17 protein-coding genes and 1 pseudogene are annotated in these 20,870 nt (G+C 61.2%); 10 read left to right on the forward strand and 8 right to left on the reverse strand.

What is annotated here, in order from left to right; genetic code table 11:
• Positions 1 to 35 precede the first annotated feature (35 nt).
• From J2W40_RS11415 to J2W40_RS11425, 3 genes are read left to right on the forward strand one after another with little or no spacing between them, the layout of a single operon-like run.
• Positions 36 to 602, forward strand: coding sequence for a DUF1285 domain-containing protein (locus J2W40_RS11415; protein WP_310224795.1), 567 nt, complete (start codon positions 36 to 38; stop codon positions 600 to 602).
• Positions 599 to 1,210 (forward strand): CoA pyrophosphatase, encoded by a 612-nt coding sequence (locus tag J2W40_RS11420; RefSeq protein WP_310224797.1) that lies wholly within the window; start codon positions 599 to 601, stop codon positions 1,208 to 1,210. The genes J2W40_RS11415 and J2W40_RS11420 overlap by 4 nt, the downstream gene beginning before the upstream one ends.
• Positions 1,191 to 2,402, forward strand: a complete 1,212-nt coding sequence (locus tag J2W40_RS11425) for a CCA tRNA nucleotidyltransferase (RefSeq protein WP_310224799.1) — start codon at positions 1,191 to 1,193, stop codon at positions 2,400 to 2,402. The genes J2W40_RS11420 and J2W40_RS11425 overlap by 20 nt, the downstream gene beginning before the upstream one ends.
• On the opposite strand, the gene J2W40_RS11430 is transcribed toward J2W40_RS11425, so the two are convergent.
• From J2W40_RS11430 to J2W40_RS11440, 3 genes are all read right to left on the reverse strand, one after another.
• Positions 2,366 to 4,114, reverse strand: a complete 1,749-nt coding sequence (locus J2W40_RS11430) for a putative bifunctional diguanylate cyclase/phosphodiesterase (protein ID WP_310224801.1) — start codon at positions 4,112 to 4,114, stop codon at positions 2,366 to 2,368. The genes J2W40_RS11425 and J2W40_RS11430 overlap by 37 nt on opposite strands.
• 68 nt (positions 4,115 to 4,182) lie before the next feature.
• Positions 4,183 to 6,471 (reverse strand): DNA topoisomerase IV subunit A, encoded by a 2,289-nt coding sequence (gene parC / locus J2W40_RS11435; protein ID WP_310224803.1) that lies wholly within the window; start codon positions 6,469 to 6,471, stop codon positions 4,183 to 4,185.
• A 60-nt stretch (positions 6,472 to 6,531) separates the two neighbouring features.
• Positions 6,532 to 7,872, reverse strand: coding sequence for a hypothetical protein (locus tag J2W40_RS11440; protein ID WP_310224805.1), 1,341 nt, complete (start codon positions 7,870 to 7,872; stop codon positions 6,532 to 6,534).
• A gap of 178 nt (positions 7,873 to 8,050) precedes the next feature.
• Here J2W40_RS11440 and otsB point away from each other — a divergent pair, with 178 nt between their 5' ends.
• The 4 genes from otsB (at position 8,051) to purC (ending at position 13,024) form a co-directional block, all read left to right on the forward strand.
• On the forward strand, positions 8,051 to 8,797 hold the full coding sequence (gene otsB / locus J2W40_RS11445) for a trehalose-phosphatase (protein WP_310224807.1): 747 nt from the start codon (positions 8,051 to 8,053) through the stop codon (positions 8,795 to 8,797).
• A 66-nt stretch (positions 8,798 to 8,863) separates the two neighbouring features.
• Positions 8,864 to 10,669: a glycoside hydrolase family 15 protein gene (locus tag J2W40_RS11450; protein ID WP_310224809.1), complete on the forward strand. Its 1,806-nt coding sequence runs from the start codon at positions 8,864 to 8,866 to the stop codon at positions 10,667 to 10,669.
• Complete coding sequence (otsA, locus tag J2W40_RS11455; protein ID WP_310224811.1) at positions 10,666 to 12,072, forward strand: alpha,alpha-trehalose-phosphate synthase (UDP-forming); 1,407 nt, start codon at positions 10,666 to 10,668, stop codon at positions 12,070 to 12,072. Before J2W40_RS11450 ends, otsA begins: the two co-directional genes overlap by 4 nt.
• Positions 12,073 to 12,235: 163 nt before the next feature.
• On the forward strand, positions 12,236 to 13,024 hold the full coding sequence (purC, locus tag J2W40_RS11460) for a phosphoribosylaminoimidazolesuccinocarboxamide synthase (protein ID WP_037477075.1): 789 nt from the start codon (positions 12,236 to 12,238) through the stop codon (positions 13,022 to 13,024).
• 99 nt (positions 13,025 to 13,123) lie between these two features.
• Here the strand turns inward: purC and J2W40_RS11465 are convergent, their stop codons facing one another.
• Entirely contained in the window at positions 13,124 to 13,876 is a 753-nt protein-coding gene (locus J2W40_RS11465; protein WP_310224813.1) for a sulfite exporter TauE/SafE family protein, read from the reverse strand.
• Between the two features lie 154 nt (positions 13,877 to 14,030).
• Here J2W40_RS11465 and purS point away from each other — a divergent pair, with 154 nt between their 5' ends.
• Entirely contained in the window at positions 14,031 to 14,264 is a 234-nt protein-coding gene (purS, locus tag J2W40_RS11470; protein WP_006959918.1) for a phosphoribosylformylglycinamidine synthase subunit PurS, read from the forward strand.
• Positions 14,265 to 14,267: 3 nt separating this feature from the next.
• Positions 14,268 to 14,942 carry a phosphoribosylformylglycinamidine synthase subunit PurQ gene (purQ, locus tag J2W40_RS11475; RefSeq protein WP_310224816.1) on the forward strand — a complete coding sequence of 225 codons (675 nt, stop codon included), beginning with the start codon at positions 14,268 to 14,270 and terminating at the stop codon, positions 14,940 to 14,942.
• 111 nt (positions 14,943 to 15,053) lie between these two features.
• Here the strand turns inward: purQ and J2W40_RS11480 are convergent, their stop codons facing one another.
• The 4 genes from J2W40_RS11480 to wecB form a co-directional block, all read right to left on the reverse strand.
• A complete protein-coding gene (locus J2W40_RS11480) occupies positions 15,054 to 17,144 on the reverse strand; it encodes a GumC family protein (protein WP_409050367.1) in 2,091 nt (696 codons plus the stop codon).
• A gap of 2 nt (positions 17,145 to 17,146) precedes the next feature.
• Complete coding sequence (locus J2W40_RS11485; protein ID WP_310224820.1) at positions 17,147 to 17,851, reverse strand: polysaccharide biosynthesis/export family protein; 705 nt, start codon at positions 17,849 to 17,851, stop codon at positions 17,147 to 17,149.
• 102 nt (positions 17,852 to 17,953) lie between these two features.
• Positions 17,954 to 19,249, reverse strand: a complete 1,296-nt coding sequence (gene wecC, locus J2W40_RS11490; protein ID WP_310224822.1) for a UDP-N-acetyl-D-mannosamine dehydrogenase — start codon at positions 19,247 to 19,249, stop codon at positions 17,954 to 17,956.
• Positions 19,250 to 19,327: 78 nt separating this feature from the next.
• On the reverse strand, positions 19,328 to 20,443 hold the full coding sequence (gene wecB, locus J2W40_RS11495; RefSeq protein ID WP_310224824.1) for a non-hydrolyzing UDP-N-acetylglucosamine 2-epimerase: 1,116 nt from the start codon (positions 20,441 to 20,443) through the stop codon (positions 19,328 to 19,330).
• 167 nt (positions 20,444 to 20,610) lie between these two features.
• Here wecB and J2W40_RS11500 point away from each other — a divergent pair.
• Positions 20,611 to 20,870: pseudogene (locus J2W40_RS11500) on the forward strand (UDP-glucose 6-dehydrogenase); the annotation flags it as partial.

Genomic DNA, 20,870 nt, shown 5'->3' on the forward strand with positions numbered 1-20,870 from the left:
TTGCCTTCGGGCGAGGCCGTGCCTATCTCGATCTCATGCCCATGGAGCCCCTCCCCGACCTCGCCACCCTGTCCCTCGCCGATATTGCCCGGCTGGCCGATGAAAAGCGCCTGCCGCCGGTGGAGCAATGGAACCCCGCCCATTGTGGCGACAGCGAAATGCGGATCGCGCGGGACGGCACCTGGTTTCATCAGGGGTCGCCGATCGGGCGGGAAGCGATGGTGCGGCTGTTTTCGACGATTTTGCGCCGGGAGCCGGACGGCAGCTATGTGCTGGTCACGCCGGTCGAGAAGCTCGACATACTGGTGGAAGATGCGCCGTTCGTTGCCGTCGAATTGAAGAGCGAGGGTGAAGGCCGGGACCGTGCGCTCGCCTTCCGCCTCAACACCGGCGACATTATCGCAGCCGGGCCGGACCATGAACTGGTCGTGCGCGAAACGGCGGATGGTCCCCACCCTTATCTCCATGTGCGGGGCGGGCTGGAAGCGCTCATCAACCGCAGCGTCTATTATGAGATGATGAACATGGCGCTGGAGGAAGCGGGCGATCGGGTCGGGCTGTGGAGCCATGGCCGCTTCTTTCCGCTGGATGGGACCGCATGACGCTGGCGGAGCGGCTGCGCGCCGCGCTCAGGGAAGGGCATCAGCGCGAAACGGATGTGATGCTGTCGGATACGCGCGATCCCCGCATCGACGGGACGCTCGCGCTGGCTCCGGCGGCGGTGCTGGTGGCGGTCACCGATCGGCGCGAGCCGGGCCTTATCCTGACGCAGCGGTCGGCAGCTTTGCGCAAACATGCGGGGCAGATCGCCTTTCCGGGCGGCCGTGTCGATGCCGAGGATGCGGACGAGATTGCGGGCGCATTGCGCGAGGCGGAGGAGGAAATCGGTCTACCGCGCCATGTGCCGCAGGTCATCGGCACGTCGGATCGCTATCACACCTTCACCGGCTTCGACATCGTCCCGGTGCTGGCGGTGGTGCCGCCTGACCTCCCTTTGCGGGCGCAGGAGAGCGAAGTGGCCGACTGGTTCGAACTGCCGCTGGCTTATGCCCTGGACCCTGCCAACCGCACCCGCCATGTCGTGGAATTTGATGGGGTTATGCGGCATTATTATGAGATTATCTGGCAGGAGCGTCGCATCTGGGGCGTGACGGCTGCTATCCTCGCCAACCTCTCGCGAAGGCTCGGCCATGACTATCCTGCTGCCTGACGCCGAGTGGCGACACCGGCCGGGCCTCGATGGCCTGCTCGACGCACTGGGCGCAGCCCAGGGTCAGGCGCGCTTCGTCGGCGGTGCGGTGCGCGACGGGTTGCTGGGGCTTCCGGTCAATGACTTGGACATCGCGACGACGCTCGATCCGCATGATGTGGTCGATCGGCTGAAGGCGGCCGGGATCAAGGCGGTGCCGACCGGCATCGATCATGGCACCATCACCGCCGTCATTGCCGGCTGGCCGGTGGAGATTACGACGCTGCGGCGGGACGTCAGCACCGATGGCCGCCGGGCGACCATCGCCTATACCGACGACTGGCGCGAAGATGCGGCCCGGCGCGATTTTACCATCAATGCGCTCTATACCGATCCGCTGAGCCGGGAGGTCACGGACTTCTTCGGCGGCGTTGCCGATCTGGAGGCGCGAAGGTTGCGTTTCATCGGCGACGCCGACGCGCGCATTGCCGAGGATCATCTGCGCATCCTGCGCTATTTCCGTTTCCTCGCCCGCTATGGCGGCGATGTCGTGGACGACGACGCCTATGCCGCGTGCCGCGCCGCCGCCAACAGCCTGATGGCCTTGTCGCGCGAACGGATTGCCGATGAGTTGATCAAATTGCTGGCGGTTGCCGCGCCTCTCCGCGCGCTGCGGCTGATGGTCGATGGCAGCATATTGCGGGCGGTTCTGCCCGAAGTCGATATGGCAGGCATCGACCGGGTGGAGGCGCTGATGGCGCGCGAGGCGGCTTCGGGGACGTCAGCTTCGGCGCTTCGGCGACTGGCTGCCCTCTTGCCTCCCGACCCGGCCACCGTGGAGCAGATCGGTGCCCGGCTCAAACTATCGAACAAGGCACGCAAGCGGCTGGCGCAGGCAGTCGCGCCGGGACCAGCGGATGAAGCGCCGCGCGCTTTGGCCTATCGAGTGGGGACGGAAAGTGCGATCGACCGGCTCTTGCTTGATGTCGACCGGCCCTTGTCGGCGCTCGGTTCGCTTGACGGATGGACGCCGCCGACATTGCCGATCAGCGGCGGTGCGCTGATCGCGCGTGGTCTGCCCCCCGGCCCGGACGTCGCCAAGGCCTTGCACGAGGTGCAGAGAATCTGGGTGGAAGAGGACTTTCCCGATGCGACGCGCGTCGGACTGATCGCGGATCAGACGGTTTCGAAGTTCCAGCGCGCCCGCCAATAGTCGAACGCATCCGCCTCGCTCATCGGTCGCGCGAAATAATAGCCCTGCCCCTGCCAACACCCCATCTGTTGCAGGGCAAGGGCAAGTTCCTGGGTTTCGATCCCTTCGGCCGTCACCTTGAGATTAAGTGATTCGGCCAGCGACAGGATGGTGCGGACGATGACCGCCTTGTCATGATCCTCCGCCATGGAGGATACGAAGCTCCGGTCTATCTTGAGGATATCAATCGGCAGACTGTGCAGGCTGGCCAGGTTGGAAAAGCCCGTGCCGAAATCGTCCATGGCGATCGGCATCTGCAAATCTTTGAGCGCGAATAAGAGCTTACGCGCCTTGTCCGGGTCCGCGATGATCGCGCTTTCGGTCAGTTCCGCCGTCAACCGACTTCCGGCGATACCGGAATAGCGCAGCGCCTCCTCGAACATCGAGGCCACGTCGTCGCGGGCCATCTGAATGGGAGAAAGATTGACGTTGACGCCGACCGGCAAGGGCTGGCCATAGCGCACGTCCCAGCGCGACAAGGCCTGCGCCGCCTCATATGCCGCCCAGCGGCCAAGCGAGGTGATAAGGCCACTTTCCTCGGCCACGGCGATAAATTCGACCGGCGCGACATGCCCCAGTTCGGGATCATGCCACCGCGCCAGCGCTTCAAAGCCGGTAATCTCGCCCGTCTGAAGATGAATGAGCGGCTGATAGGCGAGCGTCAGTCCCCCATGGGCCAAGGCTTCGCGCAACCGGCTCTCGATCGAAAAGCGCCGTTGCGCTTCTTTGAGGACGCCATTGCGGTAGATTTCCACCTTGCCGCTGCGCTTGGCGATCTTCACGGCGGCCTGCGCCTTGCGCACGACATCATCCGGGTCGTCTTTGAGATCGATCGATAGCGCGCACCCGATGGCGCAGTCCACCCGGATCTGGAGGTCGCTGAGCCGGATCGGCGAACTGAGCGCTTCGCGAATTCGCTGCACGATATGCAGAGCGTCAGACAAGCCATTGTTAAGACGCGCAAAAATGGCAAAATCATTGCCGCCGATGCGCGCCAATACATCCCCTTGGCGCAGGCTGGATTTCAGACGCTTGGCGACAGTGATGAGCAGTTCGTCACCGGCCATCGGGCCAAGCGATTCATTGACCCGGCTGAATCGACTGAGATCGATTGCAATAATGCCAAATTGCGCATTGTCGGGCCAGACCGTATTACTGAGCCGATCATCAATCTCCTCGCCGAAGCCGGTTCGGTTGGGCAGCGCGGTGAGGCCATCGGATAGAAGTTCGCGACGCAGATTTTTCTCAATCGTCCGATCGCTGGTGCGATCGATCGCCGTGAAGAGAATAAGCGGCGCGCCTTCCGTCGGGAGTCGGCCGATCGTACACATGAAATATTCCGGGCCGAGCGTGCCGTCCCGGCGCAGCTCAAAGCTCTCGCAGGAGCGATCCGACTCGATGAAGGTCTCGACCCGATTGCGCCACTCAATGCTCGCCCGCTCCATGATCTGGGACAGGCTGTGCGATCGAAAGGCGTCCGTGAAAGCCGCATTGGCTTCAAGGACGATAATATCCCCCTCTTCGCACATAGACAGGATAGCTGACGGCTGGGGCAGAGCAGCCAGCCACTGGCGGCCGACTGCCATCCGATCCACCTGTGCGTCATCCCCCCCGCCGAGGGGATCTTCGCTGGACCTTTTCACTGGCCAGTTGCACGCCGCAATGGATTCCATGACCCCGCGATATCGGCAACCGGTAAATTTTCAGGAAACGTCCGATCCCTCTTTGTAAAAATCAGACATTAAAAGCGATTGTCGCGGGGAAACCCGGTCGGCGGCATTCGTCCGGCCGCGCCACGCGCCACTTTCCAGGGGGTCATGTCCGATTCGGTGCGTGTGCGGCCACTTTCGCCGCCCATCGTCCAACTCAATCCATCGGCCAGGCGGAAGGCGATGACATCGGACAGGCCACCATCGCGATAGCGCTGCAACTGAACACCCTGCCCCCGCGCCATTTTCGGCATCTCGTCCAGCGCGAAGACCAGCAATTTGCGGTTCTCACCTATGACCGCAACGCTGTCCGCTTGCGGAGCAATGGGGTGGACCACCGCCAGTTTTGCGTCTCCGCGAATATTCACAACCTGCTTGCCCTTGCGCGTTTCCGCGATGATGTCGCTGACCGGCGCGATGAAGCCGCGCCCATCGGAAGAGGCGAGCAACAATTCCTTGCTGGTCCGGGCGGGCATGAAGGCGACGATCGTGCCCTCATTGTCCATATCGACCAGAGAGCGCACCGGATCGCCAAAACCGCGGCCACCAGGCAACTTGTCGGACCCCAGCGTGTAGATGCGGCCCGTGCTGGTCGCCAGCAGCAGCTTGTCGGTCGTATAGGCGTGGAACGCATAATGCGGACCGTCGCCTTCCTTGAACTTGAGCGTATCGGCCGCCGCCAGATCGCGATGACCACTCATCGCGCGAATCCAGCCGCGTTCGGACAGGATCACCGTGATCGGCTCGCGCTCGATCATCGCTTCGAGCGGGATTTCGCGGGCCGGGGCGGCTTCCTCGACCAGCGTGCGGCGGCGACCCAGGTCCGTCTCCGGCCCATAGCGCTTGCGCAACGCCGCCAGGTCGCGTTTCAGGCGTTTGCGCTGCAGGCCGGTGTCGCCGACCAGCTTCTCCAACTCGTCCTTTTCCTTGACCAACTCGGCATGTTCGCGCCGCAGTTCCATCTCCTCCAGCTTGCGCAGGCTGCGCAGCCGCATGTTGAGGATGGCTTCGGCCTGCCGGTCATTAAGCGCAAACTCGGCCATCATCACCGGCTTCGGCTCATCCTCGGTGCGGATGATGGCGATCACCCGGTCGAGGTTGAGATAGGCGATGATATAGCCATCGAGCAGATCGAGCCGGGCGGCGATCTTTTCCAGTCGATGCTGGGCGCGCCGGACCAGCACCTCGATCTGATGCTTGAGCCATTCGACCAGCACCGCTTTCAGCCCCATGACGCGCGGCGTATGGGTGGCATCCAGCACGTTGAGATTGAGCGGGAAGCGATTTTCCAGGTCGGTTAGGCGGAACAGGCTGTCCATCAGCATCTGCGGATCGACGGTGCGGGCGCGCGGTTCGATGACGATGCGGATTTCGGTGTCGCTCTCGTCGCGCACGTCGGCCAGGATCGGTAGCTTGCGATCGTTGATGAGCGTGGCGATCTGCTCGATCAGCTTGGATTTCTGCACCTGATAGGGAATTTCGGTGACGATCACGACCCAGGTGCCGCGCCCGCCCTCTTCCTTATGCCAGCGCGCCCGCGTGCGGAAACCGCCACGACCCGTCGCATAGGCTTCCGAAATCATCGCGCTATTATCGACAAGTACGCCGCCGGTCGGGAAGTCCGGTCCGGTGACGACCTGCATCAATGTCGCATGATCGGTGTCGGGGTTATCGATCAGCAGATTGGCGGCATCGATCAGCTCACTGACATTATGCGGCGGGATGCTGGTCGCCATGCCGACCGCAATGCCGCTGGCGCCATTGGCGAGCAGATTGGGGAACAGGCCGGGGAAAACCTCCGGCTCTTCATCCTCGCCATTATAGGTGGCGCGATAATCGACCGTGCCTTCGTCCAGCCCCGCCATCAGATCGGCGGCGGCCTGGGTCAGGCGCGCTTCGGTATAGCGCATGGCGGCGGCATGATCGCCGTCGATATTGCCGAAATTGCCCTGCCCATCGACCAGCGGCGTGCGCAGCGAAAAATCCTGCGCCAGCCGCACCATGGCGTCATAGACCGACGAGTCGCCATGCGGGTGATATTTGCCGATGACGTCGCCGACGACGCGGGCGCATTTCTTATAACTGGTCGTATTACGCGCCGGATTGGCCACCAATATGTCGGGCGATGCGCCGCCCGGTTCCATCTTCAGCAATCGCATCGCCCAAAGTAGTCGACGATGAACCGGCTTCAAGCCGTCGCGCAAATCAGGCAGAGATCGCGCCGTGATCGTGGACAATGCATAAACAAGATAACGCTGCGACAGCGCCGCGTCGAACGGATGGTCTTTGATACTGTCGAAGGGATCACGAAAATCGGTCATCGCGGCGGGAATAGCAGGGCTGCGCCGCTTGGCAAACGGGGATTGCTGTTCGCGTTACGATCAGCGTCGCGCAAAATGTTGCATGACCTCGTTCCACCGCTCCGGCAGCGAAATAACGCGCTCCCTGCCAAAGGCTGGCGGCTTTTCGGTCACTTCCGGCATGATGTCCGGCCCGTTATCAGACAGATGTGACGGTGCCTTAGCGCGGCGCGGCCGCTTATAAGGGCGACCATGGGCTTTGCCATATGATATGAAATGCTCCGTTGGATCGACACCTGCGTTAAGCACGTCTTGATTGAGAAGCAAATAAATAACTGGGTCAAAATCGGGAGGTATGAGATCATCATAGTTTGATTGCGGAATTTCCGAAGACAACATTTGATGCAATCGAACCAAATGATGGCGCACACTGTCATCGGATTGAATGACCGTGGCAATATATTCCATCGCATCTAGTCCGATTACAATCGGCCTCTCGTTCTCATCGGATATAGTGCCCGCACGTGGCATATCGAGATTCGGTATGGATTTCCTCAATCGCGTCAACACGGGCCCGCAACACTTTTGTATCAACGCTATAGCGCCTGGATCAATCACCATTTCGGTTACCGCATCAGGAGATTGCTCGATCAAATAGTCCGAAATTCGTTGGCTGATGCTGGGATTCCCATTGATCCTGTTAATGCGGCGCAGAATTTCAAGCTCATCGGCGGTCATCGACCGATTGATAGTTTGTACCGAGGCCGCTTCCGTCTGGTAAAGAACGGGATCAAGACCCATTGCCTTTGCCATGTCGAACAGCAAGGCGTCGCGACTATAGGGAATGAGTGTTACCGGATCGAATATATCCAGCACTGTCGCATAGGCTTGTTCGTAGAAACCAACGGCGCGTTCCAGAAATGGAATGAACGGATCAGCCTCTCCCAATCGTTTGACGCATTGCCCCCATGCAGACCACAGCCATCCATAAGGCTCACGAACGACGAGAATGACGTCGAGCGCAAATAATGGCGCAATCCGTTCTTTTAACAGGTGAAGCCTGTTTCTGTTGACCGATGAGAATAGTTCGTTGGACAGGATCAGCGTGCTGCAACGGCTTTGGGCCAGATCGTTGCGATAGGACGCCAATATCTTGTCCAGTTCCGGTGCCATATCGACATCAGACACATCAGGGGGTGCCAGCAAAATTTGAATTAGTTCACTGGCATTGCCAGCAAATGTTCCCGGCACTGACGGTTCAGGATAATCATATCCGTCATTTTTCAAAAGATCTTTGTTATCTGTCAGCCACTTTTGGATGGCGCTCGTTCCTGTTTTACCGGGCCCTGCATGCAGTACCAGCTTGGGTTGAACGGCATCACCCCCGATATTTGTCGTTCTGTCAGTTTTATCGACGATCATGAGGCTCCAACGTCATTTCATTCTTTACCTGGATCAAGATAATTTCAGACTTTGACCCGTTTTACAATTATTATTGCCTTTCGCGTGAGCAGGAGGCTTTCCTCAGGGGGCGACCGAAATCCCGCATTTTGCATAAAACAAGACTTGCGGTTTTGGGGGCAGACGCCATTTTGCGCCGGTGCTGATCATCAAACTCCCCCCGCCTCCGATCTCGCTGCTGTCCGATGCTGCACTGTTTCTCGATTTCGACGGAACGCTCGCGCCCATTGCGGATACACCGGACGGCGTTGTCCTGGGCGATGATCTCCTTCCTTTGTTGAACCGCTTGCGGTCGACCCTGGAAGGGCGACTCGCGATCGTCAGCGGCCGTTCGATCGAAACGCTTCGGGAATTGGGATTTGGTGACTTCCTGCTGGCAGGCACGCACGGGCTTGAATTTGCCCGTCCCGGTGAAGCGGCCGAAGCTCCACCACGCCTGGCAGCCATCGACGCGGTGGAGGAGGCGTTCCATAGTTTCGCCGAAGACAAGCCCGGCGTGCTGGTGGAGCGCAAGTCGATCAGCGTCGGCTTGCATTTTCGCGGCGCGCCTGATTGGCAGCAGGCGGCGGGCGATCTGGCTGATGCCTTGGCGAAAGAGCATGGCTTGTCCGTCCAGCGGGGCAAGATGCTGTTCGAACTGCGGCCCGGCGGAGCCGACAAAGGGAGCGCGGTCACACAATTGATGCGCGAAGCCCCGATGAAAGGTGGTAGACCCGTCTTCATCGGCGACGATGTGACCGACGAGGAAGGCTTTGCCGCTGCGGTTGATCATGGGGGCACGGGCATACTTGTCGGGCCGCCGCGCCACACATTAGCCGCCTTCTCGCTGGAACAGGTTGCCGATGTCAGGCATTATCTCGCCGAGGGGGCTGCCCGGTCTGACTGATCGGGCCTGTCCCGTGCGAACAGACAGCAAAGGGGCAGACCGATCCTAAATTCCAGCGACCCATTCATGGCCGGAGCGGCGCGTTCGCTCGATCTCTGGCCGATCGGCAATTGTCAGGCGTCTGCCCTGATCGACCGGAAGGGCCGGATGGTCTGGGGCTGCGTGCCCCGCGTCGATGGCGACCCGGTGTTTTCCGCGCTGCTCGACGACAAGGATTGGGACGATCCGCAAGCGCGCGGCTTTTGGGCGATCGAACTGGAAGATTGCGTTTCGGTCGAGCAATCCTATCTGCGCAACACCCCCATCCTGGTCACGCGTCAGGCCGATGCGCAGGGCAATGCGATCGAGATTTTCGATTTCTGCCCGCGCCACAAGCATAAGGGGCGAATGTATCGCCCGGTGGCGTTCATCAGGATCGTTCGTCCGGTAGCGGGAAGCCCCCGCATTCGCGTGCGGCTGCGTCCGACCACCAACTGGAACGCCGAACCCGTGCCGATCAATTACGGCTCCAACCATATCCGCATGGTCCTGTCCTATATGGCGATGCGGGTTTCGACCAATGCGCCCATCGGCCTTATCGCGCAGGAAAGCTGGTTCCGGCTGGAACAGGACATGCATTTCTTCATGGGGCCGGATGAGGGATTTTCCGACGCGCTGCGCCCAGCGATCGAGCGGATGCTGGAAGATACGATCGAGGAATGGCGGCTCTGGGTCCGTGGCCTCGCCATCCCGCCCGAATGGCAGGAGGCGGTCATTCGCTCCGCCATCACCCTCAAGCTGTGCCAGCATGAGGAAACCGGCGCAATCGTCGCCGCGCTGACCACCTCTATCCCCGAACATGCCGATAGCGGCCGGAACTGGGACTATCGTTATTGCTGGGTGCGCGACGCCTATTACACGGTCGAGGCGCTGAACCGGCTTGGCGCGCTCGATGTGCTGGAAAGCTATCTCGTCTATCTGCGTAACATCGTCGATGACGCGAAGGGCGGGCATATCCAGCCGCTCTATGACGTGCGCGGCAATGCGACATTGACCGAGTGGGAGGCCGAGAGCCTGCCCGGCTATCGCGGCATGGGGCCGGTGCGCGTTGGCAATGCGGCCTATGAACAGGTCCAGCATGACGCCTATGGCCAGATCGTGCTGTCCTCGGTGCAGGGCTTCATCGACCAGCGCCTGCTCCGCATGGCGGGCCATGCCGATTTCGAGGCGCTGGAAGCCGTGGGTGAACGCGCCTGGGCGGTCTATGACAAGCCCGACGCCGGCTTATGGGAGCTGCGCACGCGCGCGCATGTCCACAGCTATAGCGCCGTAATGTGCTGGGCAGCATGTGATCGGCTGGCCCATGCCGCCACCGCGCTTGGTCTGTCGGAGCGCGCAGGCCTTTGGCAAAATCGCGCCGAGACGATGAAAGCCCATATTCTCGACGCCGCATGGCGCAGCGAAAGCAACGCCATCTCCGCCAATTTCGAGGACGATTCGCGCGACGCATCCTTGCTCCAACTGCTCGATCTGCGGTTCCTGACAGCGGACGATCCGATGTTCCAAGGTACGCTTGCCGCGCTGGAGGCGGACCTGCGCCGGGGCAACAATATGCTGCGGTACAGCGCGCCGGATGATTTCGGCGAACCTGTCACGGCGTTTAATGTCTGCACCTTCTGGTTGATCGAAGCGCTGCATCGCAGCGGACGACAGGAAGAGGCCCGCACCCTGTTCGAGGAGATGTTGACCCGGCGTACTGCCGCCGGGCTGCTGTCGGAGGATATCGACCCTGTGACCGGGGAATTATGGGGCAACTATCCCCAGACCTACTCGTTGGTCGGCATCATCAACTGCGCCGTCCTGCTGAGCAAACCGTGGAGCATGATGCGATGAGCCGCCTGATAGTCATTTCCAACCGCGTGTCGCGCCCGTCCAAGGCCGGCAATCAGGGCGGCCTCGCGGTCGCGCTCGCCGAGGCGTTGCGCGAGAGCCGGGGCACCTGGATCGGCTGGTCGGGGGAAGTGACCGATCATTTCACGGGGCATATCGGGTTCGCCGAGGATGACGGGGTCAAGACCGCGACGATCGACCTGGAAGAACAGGATATCGACGAATATTATAACGGCTATGCGAACAAGACGCTGTGGCCGCTCTTTCACTTTCGCATCGACCTGGCCGAATATGCGCGTGATTTCGAAGGGGGCTATAATCGCGTCAACCAGCGGTTTGCCGACACCGCGGCCCCGCTGATCGAACCCGAAGACATTATCTGGGTTCATGATTATCACATGATCCCGCTAGGGCAGATGCTGCGTGATCGCGGTCATCGCAATCGGATGGGGTTCTTTCTCCACATTCCCTGGCCGCCGACGCGCCTGCTGGTATCCCTGCCGCATCATAGCAAGCTGGTATCCAGTCTGTTCGCTTATGACGTGGTGGGTTTCCATACCGAGGAATGGCTCGAATCCTTCCGTCATTATGTCGAGAAGGAAATGGGTGGCCGGGTCGAGGGCGATTTCGTCACGGTAGGCGATCGCACCATCCAGGCGGTGGCCTGCCCGATCGGGATCAATGCCAAAGAATTTGCCGAAGCCGCCGACAGCAAAGCCGCACGCGACATGGGCGATCGGCTACGCGCGTCGCTGCAGGATCGCGCAATGATCGTCGGTGTCGATCGGCTGGACTATAGCAAGGGGCTGGAAGAGCGTTTCAACGGCTATGCCCGCTTCCTCAAGGACCATCCCGAACATCATCGGAAGGTGCTGCTGACCCAGGTCGCGCCGCCTTCGCGCGGCGACGTGGAGAGTTACCAGCAGATTCGCGCCACCCTCGATTCGCTCGCCGGGCGGCTTAACGGCGAATATAGTGATGTGGACTGGACGCCGATCCGCTACGTCAATCAGGGCTATCCGCGCGACAAGCTGGCGGGCATCTATCGCGCCGCGAAGATCGGGCTGGTGACGCCGCTGCGCGATGGCATGAACCTGGTTGCCAAGGAATATGTCGCAGCGCAGGATCCGGAAGATCCGGGCGTGCTGATCCTCTCGCGCTTTGCGGGGGCGGCGTTGCAGCTCAAGGACGCGCTGCTCATCAACCCCTATAGCCCGGAAGAAATGTCCGACGCGATCAATCGGGCGCTCGCCATGCCGCTGGACGAGCGCAAACGGCGCTGGCGGGCGATGATGGACAGTGTGGAGCAGCAGGATATTAGTTGGTGGCGCCAGTCCTTCACCGAGCGATTGATGGCGGTCGATCGAAATACGGCGCGCGTCGCCCCGGAGCCGGTCGCGGGCTGATCGCCCCGTTCAGCGAGCCCTGCGCACCAGGCCAGTAACGCCGCCTAATTGCGCGTTCGTATGCTTTGCTCTATGGGCGAGGCCCAAGCAGCCCCGGCACCCGCTGATCCTTATCGATTCGCGATTGTCGGGGCGCAGTATTTTTGACCAGACAGGAACGCGCATGGCCCGTCGCCGCCAGATTTACGAAGGCAAGGCAAAGATCCTTTATGAAGGCCCTGAGCCCGGCACGATCATCCAATATTTCAAGGATGATGCCACCGCTTTCAACGCCCAGAAAAAGGGTACGATCTCCGGCAAGGGCGTGCTGAACAACCGGATTTCCGAACATATCTTCACCCTGCTCGGCCAGATCGGTGTGCCGACCCACTTCATCCGTCGCCTCAACATGCGCGAGCAGTTGGTGCGTCAGGTCGAAATCGTGCCGATCGAAGTTGTGGTGCGCAATGTCGCCGCCGGATCGCTCAGCAAGAAGCTGGGGATCGAGGAAGGCACGCAACTGCCCCGCACGCTGATCGAATATTGCTACAAGGACGATGCGCTGGGTGACCCGCTGATCTCCGAAGAACATATCGCCTGCTTCGGTTGGGCGACGCAGGAAGAGATGCATGATATTGCCGACATGGCGATCCGCATCAACGACTTCATGTGCGGGCTGTTCGCTGGCATCGGCATCCGTCTGGTGGACTTCAAGTTGGAGTTCGGTCGCTTGTATGACGGCGATTATAGCCGCGTCATCCTGGCCGACGAGATCAGCCCGGATGGCTGCCGCCTGTGGGACATGGTTACCAACGAGAAGCTGGACAAGGATCGCTTCCGTCGCGACCTGGGTGGCGAAGTCGAAGCCTATCAGGAAGTCGCGCGTCGCCTGGGCCTGCTGCCCGAAGGGCTGGACACCACCGTCCTCGACCTCGACACCCATCGCAAGAAGCGCGAGAAGGAAGAAGGCTGAGCTTCAGCTTTCTTCTGCCGTTCGCTGCGAGCATAGTCGGGAAGCGGGAAGCGTTGCGCCGACGTTTCTCGACTATGCTCGAAACGAACGGATGGGTGGTCACGCCATCAGGGCGTCAAGCACCAGCTTGATGCCCAGCAAGACCATCAATCCATAGATGAGCGTGTAGAAGCGCGCCGGATCGACCCGCCGCACCAACGCCACCCCGGCGAGCGTCGAGACGACCGCGACGGGCACGAGGAACGCCGTCGCCATCAGGTTCGCACGCGTGAATTGTCCCAGCGCGGCATAGGCGGGCATCTTCATCCAGTTCATAGCAGCGAAGGCCAAGGCGGTGGTCCCGACCAGCATATCGCGCGGCAGCCGCTTGGGCAGCACCCACATCTGGAACGGTGGCGACCCGGCATGAGCGATCTGGCTGGTGAAACCACTGGCGATGCCAAATAGAAATCCGATCCAGCCCGGCGAATCCGATGGCAGCAATACGGCATTGCCCCGTTCCACCCACAAACGCTGCAAGCCGAACAAAATGGAAATCGCACCCAAAACGCCTAGCACAGCGGTTTCGGATACTTGCGCCGCAAAGAGCCAGCCCATACCGATGCCGACCGCTGCCCCGGGCAACATGACCTTGAGGATTGATCCGTCCCAGGTGCGCCGATAGACCCAGACGCTCACCGCATCCTGCAGGATGAGGATGGGTAGCAGGATTGCGGCACCACGGACCGGATCGACGCCCAAAGCCATGATCGGCATGGCCAGCGCGCCAACGCCGGCGAAACCGCCCTTCGCAAGCCCAGCCACAAAGACCGCGACGATCGCACAGCCATAATAGAGATAATCGGGGTTCATGCCCGTCGCTTAGGCAAAATGCCGTATCTTGCAACAAGGCTTTTCCCGTCGCAGCCGGGCGGCAACCTTCACCGCCAAGCTGGGATAATGGCTTGCCTCCCCGCTGTACCGGGACTAGGGGACCGCAAAGTCGATCCCAAGGAGTTCGCCCTTCATGAAAGCCCGTATCTTCGTCACCCTCAAGGGCGGTGTGCTCGATCCGCAGGGCCGTGCGATCCATCATGCGCTCGAAGGGCTGGGGTTCGACGGCGTCAATGACGTGCGCGCTGGCAAGCTGATCGAACTCGACCTGGCCGACGGCACCAGCGACGAGGATATCGACGCCATGTGCCGCAAGCTGCTGGCCAATACGGTGATCGAAAATTACCGCATCGAAAAGGTCGCCTGAGCCATGAAGAGCGCGGTCATCGTCTTTCCCGGCAGCAATTGCGACCGCGACCTGGCGGTGGCGTTCGAGGCGGCAACGGGTGCCAAGCCAGTCATGGTATGGCATCGCGATACGGAATTGCCCGACGATATCGACCTCATCGGCGTTCCCGGCGGCTTTTCCTATGGCGATTATCTGCGCTCTGGCGCGATGGCAGCGCGTTCGCCGGTCATGCAGGCTGTCGCGCAGGCGGCCGATCGCGGCACGTTCGTTCTGGGCATCTGTAACGGGTTTCAGGTGCTGACCGAAAGCGGCCTCCTGCCCGGCGCGCTGCTGCGCAATGCCGGTGGACATTTCGTGTGCCGCGACGTCGCTCTGACCGTTGAGAATGCACAGAGCGCCTTCACCAGCCGCTATGCCGCGGGTGAGCGCATCAGCTATCCCGTGGCCCATCATGACGGCAATTATTTCGCGGATGAGGCGACGCTCGATCGACTGGAAGGCGAAGGCCGGATCGCCTTTCGCTACGCCGAAACCGTCAACGGCTCTGCCCGGAACATCGCTGGCATATTGAATGACAAGGGCAATGTGCTGGGTATGATGCCGCATCCAGAACGGGTCATCGAACCTGCCCATGGCGCGACCGACGGCAAGCGGCTGTTCGATGGCCTGGTCGAAGGGTTGATGGCGCGGGCCTGACCTGTTCGTCACGCTGCGGCATAAAGAAAAGCGCCTCCCATCGGGACGGCGCTTTTTTATTGAGCAGTAAGGGCCTTCGACAAGCTCAGGCCGAACGGATGTGGGAGAACGCTACCCACCCCGGTGATAATCATATTCCATCGCGCGGCCCTGCTGCTTGGTCAGGATCGCGCCGATCAGCGTGCCGCCCGCCTGCCTTAGCTGTTCGACCGCCGCGCGCAGGCCACCATGATGATTGCGACCCCATTCGACCACGAGCAGGCTTGTCTGCACCCGCGCAGCCAGCAGCGGCGTGTCACCCAGGCCCAGGATCGGGGGAGCGTCGATCAGCACCGTGTCATACTCATCGCGCACGGCATCGAGCAGCGAATCGAGCGCCGATGTCGCCAGCAATTCGGCGGGATTGGGTGGCACCGCGCCACAGGGCAGGAGAAACACGCCCGGCACGCCACTATCCATGATTGCTTCTGCGGCGCTGGTCTGTCCGGTCAGCACCTCGCTGATACCGCGCACCGGCACCTGACGGAACAGGCTATGCTGCACTGGACGACGCATGTCGCCATCAATCACCAGCACGCGCTTGCCCATCCGTCCCAAAGCCAGCGCCAATGCGTGAAGCGTAAGCGACTTGCCCTCCCCTTCCTGCGCGCTGGTGACCAGGATGGAGCGCGGCAATCCGGCCGCCGATGCCAGCAGGAGTGAGGCAGCGATCGGCGCAAAAATTTCAGGTGGCTGGGGATTGTCACCCGTGACGGGAACGGCCCCCAGCAGAGGCAATCCCACCCGCTCGGCCAGCGTATCAGCGGAGGTGACGGCATCATCGAATATGTGCCGCGCGGCGACCAGCAACAGTCCCAGCAACACGCCGCCAATGGAGGCCAGCAGCAATGTCAGGCCAATGCGCGGCGAAAAGGGTTCGGTCGGAACGGCGGCGCGATCGAGCGGCTGGATGCGTCCGGCCTGAAAGCCTGCCTGAGACGCCATATCGCGATAACGCTGGAGCAGGCTGTCATGCAGCATCCGATAGGTATCGACGGAACGCTTATAAATGCCCAATTGCACGTCGCGCCCCTGCGCCGTCTGGGCCTGTCGTTCGAGATTGGCGATTTCCGCCGCAAGCTGGGTTTCGCCGTGGACCGCGACATCATAGCGTTCTTTAAGCGACGCACGGATGCGATTCGCCATGTCCTGTGCCTGATCGTCGAGCGCCGCCAGACGGGCGCGCGCCTCCCGCATTTCAGGGTGGGCGTCCTTACGAAACTGCCGCTGCTCCATCAGCGCGGCGCGGGCTTGCGCACGCTCTGTCATCAATGTCTGCATCGCACCATTGTCGAGCACTTCGGGCAAGGTTTCGGCACTGGCGCGCCGCGCACTTTCCCACGCTTTTTGCGCTGCGATGCGATCGGCCAGCGCTTGGGCGCGAAATGCGTTAAGCTGCGCCAGTCGGGTGGCGATCGAGCCGTCGGACGGCAGCGCATCGGCGCCTGTTTCCGTTCCCTCCCGACCTGCATAAACCGCAAGTTCGCGCTCCGCCCGCGCCAGATCACGCCGCGCGCCATCGAGTTCACCCAATAGGAAACGCCGAGCCTGAACACCGGATTCGAAACCCCGCTTGAGGTCCGCGCGGATCAGGCTGTCCGCATAGCTGTTGGCAACGCGCGCGGACAGACCGGGATCGGGGCTGACGAAGCTGATCCGCAACACGCGCGACTTGCCCGGCAAATCCACTTCCAAATTATCGCGCAACAGAGCCACAACCCTGTCCAATTCGACCTGACGCTGATTCCCACGGCCCGCGACGCCAGTTGCTTGCTTTGCTCCCATGGCGCGCAGGAAGCTTGGCGTTCCGACGAGCGCCAGATCCTTTGCCACTGCTTCTCCAAGCGCACGGCTACGCAACACTTCCAACTGGGTCTGCATCAACGCTTCAATATTGTTCGAGCCGGTACGCGGCGTGCTGACTGCTCCAGCCGCACCCGCGGGTATATCGTCCACTTCGACCGAAGCAGTCGCACGGTAATCCGGGGTCGACATCAGGATGAAGATGACGCCTGCCAGCAGACACAGCGCCATGGTGACGAACAGGATCACGCGATGGCGTCGCAGCACCAGCCATCCCCTGCGCGCCCGCGCCGTGAGGCGCGTTGCCCAGCTCTGCCCCGGTGCCGCGTCGAGATCGCGTTCGCTCAATATCGGCGTCATCATCAATTGCCATCCAGCGCAATAAAGCCGGTCGCCAACGCAGGAATCGCGATGAGGCCGCCGCCGATAATCGCCTTGGCCCGCGACAGCCCAATGATGACATTGTCGCCGGGCAGGATTTCTGGATCGAGCGCTTCGCCCTTGCGGATCGCACCCAAATCAAACATGGCCGCAAGCCGCTGGCCTTCGACCTGCCGCACGACGACCACTTGCGACAGGTTGGCGAGTCGGCTTGGCCCCTTGCCCAGCGCGACGGCCTGGCTCAACGTCAACCGCCCCTCGACAGGGTAGAGCCCCGGTTCGCGCACTTCTCCATCCAGCGTTACGCGGCGGCCGACGGCCTTCTTCACGAACAATGTGACCTGCGGCGATACCAGATATCGCTCACCCAGCCGTCCGGCGATGACATCGGCGGCTTCCCCGGCAGAAAGACCGGCCACCGGCACATCGCCGATGAGCGGCATTCGCACCATGCCGCTGGCGTTTACCTGGGCATCCTCCAGCGACAGGCCCGGCTCATGATAGACCTGAATGCGCAGCACATCGTCCGGCGCAATGCGATGATCCATGCCGACCGCGGGCGCAGGCGGTACCAGCGCATAAGCGGCATCGCCGCGCGGCGCATCCTCCACGGTCGCGCACGCGCCGACTACGCCGCAGGCCGTCAGCGTCATGATCGCGCGTATAATGCTGTCGTGGCGCTTCATCCGCGCTTCCATCCCGCCCTGCCCCAATTGAAACCGGGGGTTAGCGAGGCAACAGGGACATGGCAACCAAAGGCGGGACGGATCGAAAGTCCACCCCGATGCTTAGAGCGCGAGACGGCCCGGCACAGGGTCAGCGATCCGGCGCGGCTGATCGGGCCACATGCCGCGCGTGTCATACACCGCCTTGTCGGCGCGTTCGTCCACGGGAACCGATTTGAACATGTCATGATCGACAAGAATGATGAATATGCCGCATTGTTCCAGGGCCGTATCGAGATCCATCAATTCAGCGCCGGTTCCGGCGAACTCCATCGGCAATGCCTGGGCATAGGGTTCGACCAGCTTGATGCGACGACCATAGCGACGCGCGAGCCGTGCTGCGACCTTGACGGCCGGGCTTTCGCGGAAATCGTCGATATTGGCTTTGAATGCGAGGCCGAGGCAGGCGACATTTTCATGCGCAAAAGCATCAATCATATCGGATGCCTTGGCCACCACATGATCGGTCTTGCTGTCATTGACTTCGCGTGCGGTGCGGATGATCCGCGCATTGTCCGGGTCGCCATGGACGATGAACCAAGGGTCAACGGCGATGCAATGGCCCCCTACGCCGGGGCCGGGCGACAGGATATTGACGCGCGGGTGGCGGTTGGCGAGACGAATGACTTCCCAGACATCAATGTCCATATTTTCAGCGATCACCGACAATTCATTGGCGAAGGCGATATTGACGTCACGAAAGCTGTTTTCGACAAGCTTCACCATTTCCGCCGCGCGCGCCGTCGTCGTAATGCACGCGCCGCGCACAAATTGCCGATAAAAGCCCAGCGCCTTGCGGGCGCAGCGGGGGGTGATGCCGCCGATGCAGCGGTCATTATCAATCAGTTCGACCAGTATGCGGCCGGGCAGAACCCGCTCAGGACAATAGGCAATGGCGATATCGCCCTGAACACCAGTGCCAGGCATTTTCAGATCGGGGCGCATGGTGCCGATTACGTCGCGCATCGCCTCCGTCGTTCCGACCGGGGATGTGGACTCCAGAATAACAGAGTCCCCCCCCTTCAACACGGGCGCGATGGTGCGGGCCGCTTGCAGGACATAGCTGATGTCGGGTGCATGATCCTCCGATACCGGGGTTGGCACCGCGATGATGAAAACGTCGCTTTCCTCAACGGTCAGCGAAGCGCGTAGATTGCCACGCGCGACGACGCCCTGCACCAGCCCGTCAAGATCGACTTCCTCGATATGCACGCGGCCCGAATTGACCGTCTCCACCACATGGGCAGACACGTCCACGCCAACCACCTGACATCCTCCGCGCGCGATCAGCGCGGCGGTTGGCAGGCCGATATACCCAAGACCGATAACGGAAACCTTTTGCTTGGTGTCGACGGGCATGGAGCGGCAATCCTTTTACGGCAAGATATTGGCCGACCTTCTGCCCCGAAATACTGAAGATTTCGGTAATGATAGGCGCTATTTAGTGCCTGCTATGACCTGGGCAATTCGCTCGGCTGCCTTGCCATCGCCAAACGGGTTATGGGCTCGCGCCATGGCATCATAGGCCTGTTGATCGTCCAGCAGCGCCAGTACTTCCTGAACAATGCGGTCCCGATCCGCGCCGACGAGCTTTGCCGTTCCGGCATCCACCCCCTCCGGCCGCTCTGTGGTTTCCCGCATGACGAGCACCGGCTTGCCCAGTGAAGGCGCTTCCTCCTGCACGCCACCACTATCCGTCAGCACGAGGTGGCACATATCGAGCAAACGCACGAAATGCGGATAGTCGAGCGGCTCGATCATGGCGACATTGGCCAGATCGCCCAGCACCGCATCCATGACCGGCCGGACATGCGGGTTGGGATGCACCGGGAAAATGATCGCGACATCCGGCCGGGCCGCAATATCCGCGATCGACCGGGCGATCGCCTCCATTCCGCCGCCAAAATTCTCGCGCCTGTGGCTGGTGACGGCGATGATCCGCTTTCCCGCAAAGCGCGCGGACAAGTCATCCAGGCCATTTGCCAGCGACGGGTCATCCAGCACCCGTTCGCGCGTGGCCAACAGCGCGTCGATCACTGTATTTCCGGTGACATATATCGTTGGGGCATCCCGGTTCTCCGCCAACAACGCATTGGCGGCAGCCTGTGTGGGCGCGAAATTCATGTCCGCAATGCAGGCGACCACCCGGCGATTCACTTCCTCTGGCCAGGGATGATATATGTCGCCACTGCGCAGCCCCGCTTCGACATGCGCCACCGGGATTTTGCGATAATAAGCGGCAAGGCTGGCAACCATCGTCGTCAGCGTATCGCCATGCACGACGATCCGATCAGGTTGTTCGATGTCGAAGGCCTTGCCGAGTTCAACGATCAGCTTGGCAGTCAGCCCATCCAACGTCTGGTTCGGCACCATCACGTCGAGATCAATGTCCGGCACGATACCGGCTATCGCCAGCACCTGATCCAGCAAGCCGCGATGCTGCGCGGTGACGATGACGCGCGTCTCGACGCCCGCGCAACCGCGCAGCGCATGAACAACCGGGAACATCTTGATCGCTTCGGGACGAGTCCCGAACACCATGGCGACTTTCATCTTTCATCCCTTGCGCAATGACCTTTGCCACCCCCTGACAGATAAAGGTGTATAGGGGCTAAACGCTATGCTTGCCTCATTGCTGCAATGCGGCGAATTGTAATATCGAAAGACTATGCTAGACCGACATTCGATGAATCCAATTCTATACGGAGCCTGACTATCTCATGAAAATCACGATGATCGGCACGGGTTATGTGGGCCTTGTGTCAGGGGCCTGTTTTGCGGATTTCGGCCATGATGTGGTCTGCGTTGACAAGGATGCGGGCAAGATTGCGGCGATCGAAGCGGGGCGGATGCCGATTTTCGAGCCGGGCCTCGATCAGCTCGTCGGCAATAATGCCGAGGCGGGCCGCCTGACCTTCACCACGGACCTTGCGGCCGGCGTCAAGGGCGCGGACGCGATCTTCATCGCGGTCGGCACGCC

Source organism: Sphingobium xenophagum (assembly GCF_031457465.1).
Lineage (GTDB): Bacteria > Pseudomonadota > Alphaproteobacteria > Sphingomonadales > Sphingomonadaceae > Sphingobium > Sphingobium xenophagum_A.